The organism is Pseudonocardia nantongensis (genome assembly GCF_046546495.1).
Lineage (GTDB): Bacteria > Actinomycetota > Actinomycetes > Mycobacteriales > Pseudonocardiaceae > Pseudonocardia > Pseudonocardia nantongensis.
On the sequence record NZ_JBKGXT010000017.1, the window covers coordinates 90,876 to 104,314 of the forward strand.

Consider the following 13,439-nt stretch of genomic DNA (forward strand, 5'->3'; position numbering starts at 1 on the left):
TGCCCCTCGACGGGGACCGAGCCGGGGGGCCGGCACCGCCCGGCCCGTCACAGCCGGCTGCGGTGTTCCTCCGGCAGGGCGGCCAGCCAGCCGTCCCGCAGCGCCGCGGCGGCGGTGGCGTCCAGCTCCCCGGGCAGCCGGAGCCGGGACAACCCGCCGTCCGGGAACACGTCCAGCCGCAGGTGCGTGGCCGCCGGGGCGTCCGGGAGCAGGAACCGGTGCCGGGTGTCCGGCTGCACCGGGATCCGCTCCAGCAGCGCCCGCCAGTCCCCTCCGGCACGGTCGTCGCGGGTGGAGACCGACACCCAGCCGGGTGCGTTCCCGACGAACCAGGTGGTGTCGACCTCGACGTACCGGGGGACGCCGGCCGCCGCGAGGGCGAACTCGACCGAGTCGTTGCCGCCGTCGCGGCGCCGGGCGTTCTCCCAGCCCTCACCCATGTGCCGGGCCCTGCCGGGCAGGACCAGGTTGCCGGGGGAGGAGTAGAACTCGTCCGAGCAGCCGGTCACGTGCCCGCCGTTCTCGGCGGCGAGCAGGTCGACGGTGCCGTCGAGGAACCGCGGGTCCGGCAGCACCCGGCCGAGCGCCCGGAACCGGGCGATCCCGCCGTCCGGGTGCATGATCAGGCGGACGTGGGTGAACCGGCGCGCGTCGGCGACCGGGTAGACGTTCGCGGTGTGCCCGGCGCAGGCCGACCGCGGGACGATCTCGTGCCAGGTGGCCTTCGCCAGCTCGTCCGTCGACGGGTAGCCCTCCACCGACGCCGCCTCGACCGCGATCTCCGGTGGGTAGTTGCCCTTGAAGAACGCGGTGTCGACGACGACGTGGTCGAGCACCCCGGCCGCGCCGAGCCGGATCAGGGCCCAGTCGTGCCCCGGCTCGCGCCGGCGCCGGGTCTCCCAGCCGTCGTAGACCTTGCCCTTGAGCCCGAACTCGTCCGGGTCGAAGCGCGGCGGGGCGGCGGTGATCAGGTTCTCGCGCACGGCGAAGAACTCGTCGTTCGCGGCGACGACGGAACCGCCGAGCGCCCGGGAGGCGAGATCGATCAGGGACGGGTCGGGCCGGGTGGATTCGGACACGGGTCCTCCTTACCGTGCAGCGGGGGTCGGGTTCAGGTGCGGTGGACCAGGGCGGTGGGTGCGTCCTCCGGCGACGTGGCGAGGTCCTCGAACTCGGTGACCGCGTCGATCTCGGCGGCGCCCATCGCGATGTTCGTGACCCGCTCCAGGACGACCTCGACGACCACCGGCACCTTGTGCTCGCGGGCCAGCTCGGACGCCCGCCGCAGGGTGGACGCCAGCAGCTCCGGATCGGTGACCCGCAGCGCCACGCAGCCCAGCCCCTCGGCGACCCGGACATGGTCGACGCCGTACCCCTTCGGCGGAGCCGGCCGCTCCGGGTCGTCGAGGTCGTGCGCGCCGGCGTGGATGTTGTCGAACCCGAGCTGCACGCAGTGGTCCATGTCGAAGGCGCGCTGCGCCTGCCGGATCAGCCCCAGGTAGGAGTTGTTGACCACGACGTGCACGTAGGGCAGCTGGAACTGGGCGCCGGCGGCGAGCTCCTCGAGCATGAACTGGAAGTCGTAGTCCCCGGACAGCGCGACGACCGGAGTGTCCGGGTCCGCGGTGACCGCGCCGAGCGCGGCCGGGATGGTCCAGCCCAGCGGGCCCGCCTGCCCGGCGTTGATCCAGTGCCGGGGCCGGTAGACGTGCAGGAACTGGGCGGCGGCGATCTGGGACAGCCCGATCGTCGTCACGTAGCGGGTCTCCGGGCCGAACGCCCGGTTCATCTCCTCGTAGACCCGCTGCGGCTTGATCGGGATCTCGGTGAAGTGGGTGCGGCGCAGCATTCTCGCCTTCCGCTCCCGGCACTGCGCGGCCCAGTGCGAGCGGTCCGGCAGCGTGCCCGCGTCCCGGCGCCGGCGGGCCTCGTCGAGCAGCACCCGCAGCGCGGCACCGGCGTCGGAGACGACGCCGTAGTCCGGCGCGAACACCCGCCCGATCTGGGTCGGGGAGATGTCGACGTGCACGAACCTGCGGCCGCGGGTGTAGGTGTCCAGCCCGCCGGTGTGCCGGTTGGCCCACCGGTTGCCGATCCCGAGCACGACGTCGGACTCGAGGAAGGTGGCGTTGCCGTAGCGGTGCGCGGTCTGCAGCCCGGCCATGCCGGCGGCCAGCGGGTGGTCGTCCGGGATGGTGCCCCAGCCCATCAGCGTCGGCACCACCGGGACGCCCAGGACCTCGGCCAGCTCGACCAGCTGGTCCGACGCGCCGGCGTTGACGATCCCGCCACCGGCCACGATCAGTGGCCGCTCGCCGGAACACAGCAGGTCCAGCATCTTCGACGCCTGGGCGGGCGTCGCCGCGGGCCGGTGCACCGGCAGCGGCGTGTAGGTCTCCGGGTCGAACTCGATCTCGGTCTGCTGCACGTCGACCGGCAGGTCGATCAGGACCGGCCCGGGCCGTCCGGAGCGCATCAGGTGGAACGCCTGGGCGAACGCCCACGGCACCTGCGCGGCCTCGAGCACGGTCATCGCCATCTTCGTGACCGGTGCGGCGATGGCGGCGACGTCGACGGCCTGGAAATCCTCCTTGTGCAGCCGCGCCACCGGCGCCTGCCCGGTGACCGCCAGGATCGGGATCGAGTCCGCCGCCGCCGAGTACAGGCCGGTGATCATGTCGGTGCCCGCCGGACCGGACGTCCCGACGCAGACGCCGATGTTGCCGTTCCCGGAGCGGGTGTAGCCCTCGGCCATGTGCGCGGCGCCCTCGACGTGCCGGGCGAGCACGTGGGCGATGGATCCGTGCCGGCGCATCGCCGCGTAGAACGGGTTGATCGCCGCCCCCGGGACGCCGAACGCCTGCGTGGCGCCCTCGATCTCCAGGATCGCGACGGCCGCGTCGACGGCCTTCATCCGGGTCATGACACACCCCCGCTGAGGCCCGCGATCGTGCGGTGCAGTGCGGAGTGGTCCAGCCCGCCGTCACCCGCGGCCCGGGTCGCCGCGACCAGCTGCGCGACCAGCGCGCCAACGGGTGTCACCACCCCGGCGCTGCGGGCGGCGTCCGAGACGATGCCCATGTCCTTGTGGTGCAGGTCGATCCGGAACCCCGGGGCGTAGTCGCCGTCCAGCATCTTCGACGCCTTCTGGGTCAGCACCGCCGACCCGGCCAGCCCGCCACCTAGCACCTCGACGGCGGCCGGCAGGTCCGCCCCGTGCGCCTGCAGGAACACCAGCGCCTCGGCGACCAGCGCGATGTTGCCGGCGACGATCAGCTGGTTGGCCGCCTTCACGGTCTGCCCGGCACCGCCCGGCCCGACGTGCACGACGGTCTTCCCGACCACGTCGAGCAGCGGGCGGGCGGCGTCCACGTCGTCCTTCGCGCCGCCGATCATGATCGACAGGGCGGCGTTCTCGGCGCCGGCCTGACCGCCGGAGACCGGGGCGTCGATCATCCGCAGCCCGCGCCCGGCCGCCTGCGCGGCCAGGTCCGCGGCCACGTCCGGCCGGATGGTGGAGAAGTCGATCACCAGGGTGCCCGGGGCGGCGGAGTCGAGGACCCCGCCCTCGCCGGTGAGCACCTCGGTGACGTCGGGGGAGTCCGGCAGCATCAGCGCGACGACGTCGGCGCCGTCGACCGCCTCGGCCACCGACCCGGCGGCCCGGCCGCCCGCGGCGACCAGCGGGGCGGTCTTCTCCGGGCTGCGGTTGTAACCGGCCACGTCGTGCCCGGCGCGGGCCAGGTGGCCGGCCATCGGGCCGCCCATGATCCCCAGCCCGACGAATCCGATGGTGCTCATGCGATGCCTCCTGCGGCGACGCCGGCGCGGGCGGCGCCGGACGGGTGGACGGTGCGGCCCGCGGCGCTCATGCGGTGCTCCGGACGGCCGCGCGCGGGCCGGCGAGCCAGCCGAACGGGTCCGCGGTGACGGGCTTGTACTCGAGCGCGATGCGCCCCCGGTAGCCGGCCGCGTACACCCGGTCCAGCAGGTCCGCGACCGGCAGGTCCCCGGTGCCGGGCTCGCCGCGGCCGGGGGCGTCGGCGATCTGCACGTGCCCGATCCGGTCGGCGTAGCGGTCGATCGCGGCCGCCGGGTCGTCGCCGTTCACGGCCAGGTGGAAGACGTCGAGCAGCAGCCGCACGTCGTCGGAAGCGAGCCGGTCCAGGACGGCGACGGCGTCCGCGGCGGTCTTCAGCGGGTAGGCGTCCACCCCGCTGACCGGTTCCAGCAGCGCGACCGCGCCGATCCGGGCGGCGGCCCGGCCGGCCAGCGCGAGATGCTCGGCGGCGAGGTCGTCCTGGGCCTGCGGGGCGAGCCCGTCGATCCGGTTGCCGTAGAGCGCGTTGAACCCGGTGGTGCCGAGCCGGGACCCGATACCGACGGCGACGTCGACGTTGTCGGCGAACTCGGCCGCGCGGGCCGGATCGGAGAGGATGCCGCGCTCGCCGGCGGGCATATCACCGGCCGCGAAGTTGAGCCCGGTCAGCGTGACGCCGGCGTCGGACACGGCGGTCACGAACGCCTCGACCTCGGCGTCGGAGGGAACGGAGCGGTCGAAGGGCCACCAGAACTCGACGGCGTCGAACCCGGCGGCGGCCGCCGCGGCGGGCCGCTCCAGCAGCGGCACGTCCGGCAGCACGATCGAGCAGTTGACGGAGGGCGGGAGGGGAAGAGAGATGGACACTGCTGCCTCCTCGACGAGGACAGATCAGGGGGGTGCGGATCGGGACGGTGCGGATCGGGACGCTGCGGATCGGGACGGTGCGGATCAGGCGGGCTCGGGCAGGCCCTTGTAGGCCCGCCACCCGCCGGTCGCGGTGATGTCGGCGAGCTCGGCGGCCTGGCGTTCGAGCACGCCGGGCCGCAGCCCGACGGCCAGGACGTCCCGGCCGTCGTCGAGCTCGATGACGGTGAGCTCGAGCTCCGGCGGCTCGTCCGGCAGGAAGTCGGTGCGGATCGCCGAGAGCGGGACGTCGTAGATCTCCCCGGCGAGCTCGACGCCGCCGGACGGGTCCTCCAGCAGGGCCGGGAACGCGTCGCGCACCGCGTACATGCGGTAGTGCGGTGCGGTGCGTACCCCGCCCAGGAACGGGTGGGTGGACACGTTGTGATGGAGCCGGCCGCCCCGCATCGCGTCGCCGGAGCAGAACAGTGCGGTCATCGACGCCTCCACAGCTTCCACGATGCGGAAAATTGATTCCGTTGTGCGGTGAGAATCGCAACACGGCCACCGGAGACTGTCAAGGATCGGCTGCGCTCGGCGACCCTTGACGGCGCCGTGACCGCCGCCATACCTTCATTTCGTCAGTCAAGAGAGAACTTTCATATCGCGGAATCACGAGGTGGCCCCAATGACGGGACCCGGCACGACCCGCGCTACCGCCGCAACGTCCGGCGACCCGGACTCGCCCCCGGACGTCGCCTCCTCGGCGGCCGCCACCGGCGTCGAGGTCAGCCCGCGGCTCTACAACCGCGACCTCGCCCCGACCTGCGCCGAGGGTCGCTCCTGGAAGGCCTACAACATCTTCACGTTGTGGGCCGTCGACGTACACAGCCTCGGCAACTACGGCTTCGCACTCGGCCTGTTCGCGCTCGGCCTCGGCGGCTGGCAGATCCTGGTGTCGCTGGGTGTCGGGGCGCTGCTGCTGTTCGTGCTGCTCACCGTGGCCGGCTACATGGGCTACCGGACCGGCCTGCCGTTCCCGGTGATGAGCCGGATCGCGTTCGGCATCCGCGGGGCACAGCTCCCGGCACTGGTCCGCGGGGTGGTCGCGATCGCCTGGTTCGGCATCCAGACCTACCTGGCCACCCAGGTGCTGACCGTGATGGTGCTCGCCGTGGCACCCGGCGCCGCACCGCTGGAGCAGGCGTCGTTCCTCGGGCTCTCCGCGCTCGGCTGGATCTGCTTCCTCGTGCTCTGGGTGGTCCAGGTGGGCATCCTGCTCTACGGGATGGACGGCATCCGCCGCTACGAGGCGTTCGCCGGTCCGGTCGTGCTGCTCACCCTGGCCGGGCTGGCCGGCTGGATGCTCTGGCAGACCGGCGGGGACATCGCGATGTCGGTGCCCGAGCCGCTGACAGGTGGCGCGATGTGGGTGCAGATCCTGGGCGGCGCCTCGCTGTGGACCGCGATCTACGGCACGTTCGTGCTCAACTTCTGCGACTTCTCGCGGAACTCCACCAGCACCGGGGCGATCCGCCGGGGCAGCTTCTGGGGCATCCTGCCGAACACGCTGTTCTTCGGGTTCGTCGTGGTGGTGCTGGCCGGCGGCCAGTTCCGGATCGGGGGCCAGGTGATCTCCAGCCCGAGCGACGTCGTCAACACCATCCCGAACACCCCGTTGCTGCTGCTCGCCTCCGCGGCGCTGCTGGTGCTGACGGTCGCGGTGAACCTGATGGCCAACTTCGTGGCGCCCTGCTACGCGCTGTCCAACCTGCTGCCGAAGGTGCTCGACTTCCGCCGTGCGGGCATCGTCAGCGCGGTGCTCGGCCTGGTGATCCTGCCGTGGAACCTCTACGACAGTCCACTCGTGATCACCTACTTCCTGGGCGTCCTGGGTGCCCTGCTCGGCCCGTTGTTCGGGATCGTGATGGCCGACTACTGGCTGGTCCGGCGCGGCCGGATCGACATCCCGGCGCTCTACACCGAGGACGCCGACGGCAGCTACCACTACCGGCAGGGGATCAACTGGCGGGCGATCGGGGTCTTCGTGCCGTCGGCCGTGGTCGCCGTGGCGGTCGGGTTCGTGCCCGCGCTGGAGCCGGTCGCGCCGTTCTCCTGGTTCCTCGGTGCCGCGCTCGGCGCGATCCTGACGGTGCTCACCGCGCCGCGGGGCCGGCAGTACCGCGCGGTGTCCGGGGGACCCATCGCCGTCACGTCGTCCGGGCACTGATCGCCGTGCGGATCCTCGTCGTCAATGTCAACACCACCGCCTCGGTGACCGAGGCGATCGCCGGCTCGGCCCGCGCCGTCGCCGCCCCCGGCACCGAGATCGTCGGGCTCACGCCCCGGTTCGGCGCGGAGTCGGTGGAGGGCAACCTGGAGAGTTACCTGGCCGCCGTCGGGGTGGCCGACGCCGTCGCCCGTTACGACCAGCCCTTCGACGCCGTCATCCAGGCCGGGTACGGCGAGCACGGCCGGGAGGGCCTGCAGGAGATGCTCGACGTCCCGGTCGTCGACATCACCGAGGCGGCCGCGACCACCGCGATGTACCTCGGCCACCGGTACTCGGTGGTGACCACGCTGGACCGGACGGTGCCGCTGATCTCGGACCGGCTGCTGCTGGCCGGGCTGGACCGGCGGTGCGCGTCGGTGCGGGCGTCCGGTCTGGCGGTGCTGGAACTGGAGCAGGACCCGGACCGGGCGGTCGCCGCGATCGTCGACCAGGCGAAGCGGGCCGTCGCGGAGGACCACGCCGAGGTGATCTGTCTCGGGTGCGGCGGGATGGCCGGGCTGGAGGAGAAGGTCCGCTCGGAAACCGGCGTGCCGGTCGTCGACGGGGTTCCGGCCGCGGTCACGATCGCCGAGTCGCTGGTGCGGCTCGGGCTGGGCACGTCCAAGGTGCGGACCTACGCCGCGCCCCGGCGCAAGCAGATCAGCGGATTCCCGTTGGAGGAGAAGTGAGCTACGACCTGGTGGTCCGCGGGAAGCGGATCATGACGACGGCCGGTGAGCGCCCGCGCGAGGTGGGTGTGACGGCCGGGAAGATCGTCGCCATCGAGCCGCTCGGCAACGGCCTGGACGGCGAGCGGGTGCTCGAGCTCGCCGAGGACGAGGTGCTGCTGCCCGGCCTGGTGGACACCCACGTGCACGTCAACGAGCCCGGCCGCACCGAGTGGGAGGGCTTCGCCTCGGCGACCCGCGCCGCCGCGGCAGGCGGGGTCACCACGATCGTCGACATGCCGTTGAACTCGATCCCGCCGACCGTCGACGTCGGCGCGCTCGAGGTGAAGCGCAAGGTCGCCGCCGACCAGGCGTTCGTCGACGTCGGGTTCTGGGGTGGCGCGGTGCCGGGCAACATCGGCGACCTGCGCGGGCTGCACGACGAGGGCGTCTTCGGCTTCAAGTGCTTCCTGCTGCACTCCGGGGTGGACGAGTTCCCGCCGCTGGACGCCGACGAGATGGAACGCGACATGGCCGAGCTGGCCACGTTCGACGCCGTCATGATCGTGCACGCCGAGGACTCCCGGGCGATCGAGAAGGCGCCCACCCCGCAGGGGGGCCGGTACGCGTCGTTCCTGGCGTCGCGGCCGCGCGGCGCGGAGAACCTGGCGATCGCCGAGGTGATCGAGCGCGCACGGTGGACCGGGGCGCGGGCGCACGTGCTGCACGTGTCGTCGTCGGACGCGCTGCCGATGCTCGCCACCGCGCGCCGGGACGGGGTCCGGATCACCGCCGAGACCTGCCCGCACTACCTGACGCTGTTCGCCGAGGAGATCGCGGACGGCGCGACCACACACAAGTGCTGCCCGCCGATCCGCGAGGCGTCGAACCGGGAGCTGCTCTGGGAGGGCCTGCTCGACGGGACGATCGACTGCATCGTCTCCGACCACTCGCCGTCGACGGCGGAGCTGAAGCTGCTCGAGGCCGGTGACTTCGGGCAGGCCTGGGGCGGCGTGTCGTCGCTGCAGCTGGGACTGTCGCTGGTGTGGAGCGAGGCGCGCCGCCGCGGCGTCGGGCTGGCGCAGGTCGTGCAGTGGATGGCGGCCCGGCCCGCCGAGCTGGTCGGCCTGACGTCGAAGGGTCGGCTGGCCCTGGGTTACGACGCCGACCTGGTCGTCTTCGCGCCGAACGAGGCCTATGTCGTCGACCCGGCGGCGCTGCACCACAAGAACCCGGTGACCGCCTACGCCGGCCGGTCGCTGTCCGGCCGGGTGCGGCGGACGATCCTGGCCGGCCACGACATCGACGTGGCCGCCGGTGCGGCCCCGCGCGGACGGCTGCTCCGTCGCGGGTCGGTGGAGCGGATCGCCCGGTCCGCCGAGGTCCCCGCCCCGGCGCCGGAACACGGCTAGACTTCCGTCATGCGGAAGAACGAGTCCGACCCCGGCTCCGGATCCGGCTCTGGATCCGGTACCGCCGCCGTGAACGCGGCGGCGCCCGCCCGGTCCGGCACCGTCCAGGCCGTCGAGCGGGCCGTCGACCTGCTGGAGGCGATGGCCGACGCCGGCGGGACGGTCAGCCTGTCCCACCTGGCCGCGACGTCCGGGCTGCCGCTGCCCACGATCCACCGGCTGGTCCGGACGCTCGCCGGACGCGGCTACGTGCGGCAGCAGTCGTCCCGGGAGTACGCGCTCGGCCCCCGGCTGGTCCGGCTCGGCGACACCGCGGGCCGGTTGGTCGGCGTCTGGGCCCGGCCGCGGCTGGCCGAGCTGGTCGACGCGCTGGGGGAGAGCGCCAACCTGGCGTTGCTGGAGGGCACCCAGGTCGTCTACGTCGCCCAGGAGCCCGGCCGGCACTCGATGCGGATGTTCACCGAGGTCGGACGCCGGGTGTCCCCGCACTGCACCGCCGTCGGGAAGGCGCTGCTGGCCCGGATGGACCCGGCCCGGGCCCGGGAGGTCATGCGGCACACCGACCTGGTCGCGCACACCGACAACACGATCACCGACCTGGACGCCTTCGACGCGGAGCTGGACCGGGTCCGGTCCGCCGGCTATGCCGTCGACGAGGGCGAGCAGGAGCTCGGGGTGCGCTGCGTCGCCGTGGCGCTGGGTGGGCCGCTGCCCGCCGCCGTCTCCATCTCCGGGCCGACCACCCGGATGACCGACGCCCTGCTGGACTCCGCCGTTCCGCTGCTGCAGGCCGCCGCCGACGCCCTGGTCGACGAGATGGCCCGGCAGGACGCCGCCACGGCCTGACCTCGCCGGTCCGGACGATGACCATGCCCGGGAGCGTGGGCCACGACTGCGAACGGAGCCCACGACCGGCCTCCGCGCCGGTGCTCCGTCGTCATCCTCGGCGGCATGACCCTCGAGGGGCTCCTTGTGCGGCAGGCCGGCGTCGTCAGCCGTACCCAGGCTCTCGGCTGCGGGTTCTCCGGCCGGACGATCGCCCGGCGGGTGTCGTCCGGTGCGTGGCGGGAACTGTTCCCGGGCGTCTACCGGGTCGCCGGGCACCGCCCGTCGCACGAGGGCCGGGTGCGGGCCGCGAGCCTCTGGAGCGGGGAACTCTGCACCGTCTCCGGGCCGGCCGCGGCGTTCTGGCACGGCATGCTCGACACGTGTCCGGGGATGATCCGATTGACCCTTCCGCGCGACCGGCATCGACGTCCGCGGCCGGGGATCGTGCTCTACCGCCGCGACCTGGCAGCCGACGACCGCACGAGCCTTCGGGGCCTCGCGGTCACGTCGCCCGCGCTCGCCGTCCTGGAGACGGCACCGGGGCACGGGCCCCGGTTCCTCGACCGGGCGCTCCAGCGGCACGTCCGCTTCGCCGACCTGCATGCCGCCTACTGCCGTCATCTCAGTGCCCGCGGGAACGGGCCGATGAGCGTGCTCCTCGTGGCCTGCGCCGATCGCGCCGACTCGGCCACCGAGCGGCTGATGATCCGGTTGCTGCGGGACACGGGCATCACCGGGGCTGCGGCGCGCAGCGTGATCAACGCCCGAGTGTCGATCGGTGCCACGGATGGCACCGATCGACACTCGGGATTCGATCAGCTCCCGGCCGGGGGACGCGCGGACGGTGCACCCGGCTCACCAGCCCTGGCCGGGATCGAACGCCGGGCCCGGGTCGGGCTCGTCGTCGCGGCGGACGGTGCCCTCGATCAGCCCGTACGGCCGGTCGTCGGCGTGGAACACCTCGCCCGGGTTCTTCAGCCCGAACGGTTCGAGGTCGAGCAGGAAGTGGTGCTTGTTCGGCAGCGAGAACCGGATCTCCCCGATGCCGGGCTCCGCGGCCAGCACCTCGGTGCCCATCGCGTACAGCGTCTGCTGCAGGGCCAGGCTGTGGTGCCCGGCGAACGCCGAGGCTATCGCCCCGACGACGGCGCAGTGCGCGGCGTCGAAGTCCGCCGGCGGCGTCGCGTGCCACCACTGCGACGTGACCTCGGTGGCCATCACGCGGTCGGTCGTCGGGGCCAGGGTGGTGTAGCGGTCGGCGTAGAAGGTGTGGAACTCCGAGTCGGTCGTCTTGAGCACCACCAGGCCGCGCACCCCGGACACGACCCACTCCTGGCCCGCCGACGACCGGGTGACCGTCGTGGTGCGGACGTGCCCGCCGTCCCGGGCGAACGCGTGCGGGTGCGGCACACCGGCGTGCTCGAGCCGCCGCCACGGGTAGGTCTCGACCTGCACCCGGACCCGGCTGACCTGGTCGACCTCGGTGAAGTGCCGGGCCAGCGCGAGCCCGAACAGCTCCGGTGTGCGCACGGCGTCGCCGGCCTCCTTGGCGAACGCGTTGACCGTGTTCTTGATCGCGTCCGTGGTGAGGACCTTGGAGTTGTCGCCGGTCAGGTGTGTGTCGGCGAAGTCCCCGGACAGCGCCACCGAGACGTTGTGGTCGACGATCTCGTGCGGGTCGGTCTCGCGGAAGATCCGCACGACGCGGACCTCCGCCTTGCCGTACTGGGTGTGGCCGAGGACGGGCATCTCTGGTCAGCTCCCGAGATAGGTGGAGTAGGAGAACGGGGACAGCAGCAGCGGGACGTGGTGGTGCCGCTCGGTGGTGGCGGGCCGGAACGTCACCACCACCTCCGGATAGAACGGCGCTCGGCCGCTGGACTGCAGGTAGGCGGCCGTGTCGAAGGTGATCCGGTGGTCGGATCCGGCGATCAGCGCGGCGCTCTCCGGCGCGCGCCAGCGACCGTCGTCGTCGGTCGTGCCGGAGGCGATCTCGGTCCAGCCGGCGCCCACCGAGCGGGACAGCGCCACCGGGATGCCCGCGGCGGGCCGCCCGAGCGCGGCGTCGAGGACGTGCGTGGAGAAGCTGCTCATCGGGCCAGCACCTCCCGCACCCGCAGGGCGGTGATCTCGGCGAGCTGCCCGGTGGCCTCGGCGCGCTCGGTGGCCGGGTCGTTGCCGAGCCGGCGTTCCAGCTCGGCGAGGATCGCCTCGGCGTCCCGGCCGGCCGCGCGGATCAGGAACACGTGCCCGAAGCGCTCCTCGTAGCGGGCGTTGCCGGCGGCCAGCCGGGCCGTGGTGTCCGTGCCGGCGTCGACGCCGGACTGCTCGCGGCGGGAGAACGCGGCGCCGTCGGCGTGCGCGCCGCCGGGACGCTCGCCGATCCGGGGGTGCCCGGCCAGCGCGGCGTCGATCTCGGCGGCATCGAGGTCGAGCACCGCCTTCTCGGCGGCGGCGGCGAGCTCGTCGGCGTCGACGTAGGGGCGGCCGGCGAGCACCCGCTCGGCCCAGCCGGGGGAGGTGTTGCACGCGCGGAGCGCACCGTGCAGCGCGTCGGGGGGCGCGGAGTTGAAGCGGTCGAGGGTGAGGCCGTCCGGCATGCGCGGTCCTGCTTTCGTATTCCGTATTGCGGAATCGGGTTTCCGAACAACGACCATATTCGGTGCGGTCCGGGGGAGTGTCAAGGGTCACTCTGCGCACTGCGACCGAACGGCCCTCGCGGACCCGCACGGCGCGGCGGAGCATCGCGCGGCATGGACACCGCGGAGCAGCTGACCACCGGCTGGGAACCGCACGTCCCGGCCGGGGACAGCCTGGCCCGGCGCTTCGTGCTGTCCTACGCCGACCGGCTCGTGGAGTGCGCGGCGCGCACCGGCGGGCGGTCCACGGTGATCGGCGGGGCGGTACTGGCCGATCTGGACTCGCCGTTCGGCTACGACAACGCCGTCGTCCTCACCGGCCCGCCCGACCCCGCGACCCTCGACGCCGTGCTGGTGGCGGCCGGCGACTTCTTCCCACCGCAGCGCTGGTGGGTACTGCTGTCGCTGTTCGCGCTGCCGGACCTCGGGGACCGCGGCCTGGCCAGGGTCGGCCACCCGCCGCTGATGCTGCGCACGCCCGGACCGCTGCTCGTCCCGCAGTCCGGCCTGGAGATCCGCGCCGTCCCGGACGCCGACCCGGCCGATTTCGAGTCGGTGCTCGTCGAGGGCTTCGGGCTCGCCGACGTCGGCCGCCCGGCGGTGGCCGACCCGCGGCTGGTCGGCGGGCTGCTGCACCTCGTCGTCGGCTACGCCGGCGGCGCGGCGGTGGCGACGGCCGGCGCCGGCATCCGGCACGGGGTGATCGAGATCGACTGGGTGGCGGTGCGGGCCGGGCACCGGGGTCGCGGCTACGGCGCCGCGGTGACGGCCGCGGTGTGCGGCGTGGCGCCGGAGCTGCCGGCGATGCTGATCTCGAGTGACGACGCCCACCCGGTCTACCGGCGGCTCGGATTCTGGGACCTCTTCCGCGCGACCATGTGGGAGCACCCGGCGGCGTGACCCGCCGCACCCGTTCCCGCGCACCCGCACCGCCTCCGTCCGGCCGCCGGCGCG

General features: G+C 73.5%; 12 protein-coding genes and 2 pseudogenes. 6 read left to right on the forward strand and 8 right to left on the reverse strand.

What is annotated here, in order from left to right:
• Positions 1–47: 47 nt before the first annotated feature.
• From alc to ACLFMI_RS18875, 5 genes and pseudogenes are all read right to left on the reverse strand, one after another.
• Entirely contained in the window at positions 48–1,079 is a 1,032-nt protein-coding gene (gene alc, locus ACLFMI_RS18855; protein WP_410949210.1) for an allantoicase, read from the reverse strand.
• Between the two features lie 32 nt (positions 1,080–1,111).
• Complete coding sequence (gcl, locus tag ACLFMI_RS18860) at positions 1,112–2,923, reverse strand: glyoxylate carboligase (RefSeq protein ID WP_410949211.1); 1,812 nt, start codon at positions 2,921–2,923, stop codon at positions 1,112–1,114.
• A pseudogene (locus ACLFMI_RS18865) lies at positions 2,920–3,819 on the reverse strand (NAD(P)-dependent oxidoreductase); the annotation flags it as partial. The gene gcl and the pseudogene ACLFMI_RS18865, both read right to left, overlap by 4 nt.
• A gap of 49 nt (positions 3,820–3,868) precedes the next feature.
• Positions 3,869–4,681: a hydroxypyruvate isomerase family protein gene (locus ACLFMI_RS18870; protein ID WP_410949255.1), complete on the reverse strand. Its 813-nt coding sequence runs from the start codon at positions 4,679–4,681 to the stop codon at positions 3,869–3,871.
• 90 nt (positions 4,682–4,771) lie between these two features.
• Complete coding sequence (locus ACLFMI_RS18875; protein ID WP_410949212.1) at positions 4,772–5,164, reverse strand: allophanate hydrolase-related protein; 393 nt, start codon at positions 5,162–5,164, stop codon at positions 4,772–4,774.
• A 190-nt stretch (positions 5,165–5,354) separates the two neighbouring features.
• On the opposite strand from ACLFMI_RS18875, the gene ACLFMI_RS18880 reads away from it, so the two are divergent.
• From ACLFMI_RS18880 to ACLFMI_RS18900, 5 genes and pseudogenes are all read left to right on the forward strand, one after another.
• On the forward strand, positions 5,355–6,896 hold the full coding sequence (locus ACLFMI_RS18880; RefSeq protein ID WP_410949213.1) for an NCS1 family nucleobase:cation symporter-1: 1,542 nt from the start codon (positions 5,355–5,357) through the stop codon (positions 6,894–6,896).
• 5 nt (positions 6,897–6,901) lie between these two features.
• The gene (locus tag ACLFMI_RS18885) at positions 6,902–7,627 is read left to right on the forward strand and encodes an aspartate/glutamate racemase family protein (RefSeq protein ID WP_410949214.1); all 726 of its coding nucleotides are present in this window, start codon (positions 6,902–6,904) and stop codon (positions 7,625–7,627) included.
• Entirely contained in the window at positions 7,624–9,018 is a 1,395-nt protein-coding gene (allB, locus tag ACLFMI_RS18890; RefSeq protein WP_410949215.1) for an allantoinase AllB, read from the forward strand. Before ACLFMI_RS18885 ends, allB begins: the two co-directional genes overlap by 4 nt.
• A 9-nt stretch (positions 9,019–9,027) precedes the next feature.
• Entirely contained in the window at positions 9,028–9,864 is an 837-nt protein-coding gene (locus ACLFMI_RS18895; RefSeq protein WP_410949216.1) for an IclR family transcriptional regulator, read from the forward strand.
• 105 nt (positions 9,865–9,969) lie between these two features.
• A pseudogene (locus ACLFMI_RS18900) lies at positions 9,970–10,104 on the forward strand (type IV toxin-antitoxin system AbiEi family antitoxin domain-containing protein); the annotation flags it as partial.
• A gap of 597 nt (positions 10,105–10,701) precedes the next feature.
• Here the strand turns inward: ACLFMI_RS18900 and pucL are convergent.
• Genes pucL through uraD form a run of 3 tightly spaced genes read right to left on the reverse strand, consistent with a single transcriptional unit; the run spans position 10,702 to position 12,446 of the window.
• Complete coding sequence (gene pucL / locus ACLFMI_RS18905; protein ID WP_410949217.1) at positions 10,702–11,595, reverse strand: factor-independent urate hydroxylase; 894 nt, start codon at positions 11,593–11,595, stop codon at positions 10,702–10,704.
• A 6-nt stretch (positions 11,596–11,601) separates the two neighbouring features.
• Positions 11,602–11,940 (reverse strand): hydroxyisourate hydrolase, encoded by a 339-nt coding sequence (uraH, locus tag ACLFMI_RS18910; RefSeq protein WP_410949218.1) that lies wholly within the window; start codon positions 11,938–11,940, stop codon positions 11,602–11,604.
• On the reverse strand, positions 11,937–12,446 hold the full coding sequence (gene uraD / locus ACLFMI_RS18915) for a 2-oxo-4-hydroxy-4-carboxy-5-ureidoimidazoline decarboxylase (RefSeq protein WP_410949219.1): 510 nt from the start codon (positions 12,444–12,446) through the stop codon (positions 11,937–11,939). Before uraD ends, uraH begins: the two co-directional genes overlap by 4 nt.
• Positions 12,447–12,599: 153 nt before the next feature.
• Here uraD and ACLFMI_RS18920 point away from each other — a divergent pair, with 153 nt between their 5' ends.
• Positions 12,600–13,385, forward strand: coding sequence for a GNAT family N-acetyltransferase (locus ACLFMI_RS18920; protein WP_410949220.1), 786 nt, complete (start codon positions 12,600–12,602; stop codon positions 13,383–13,385).
• The last annotated feature ends 54 nt before the right edge of the window (positions 13,386–13,439 follow it).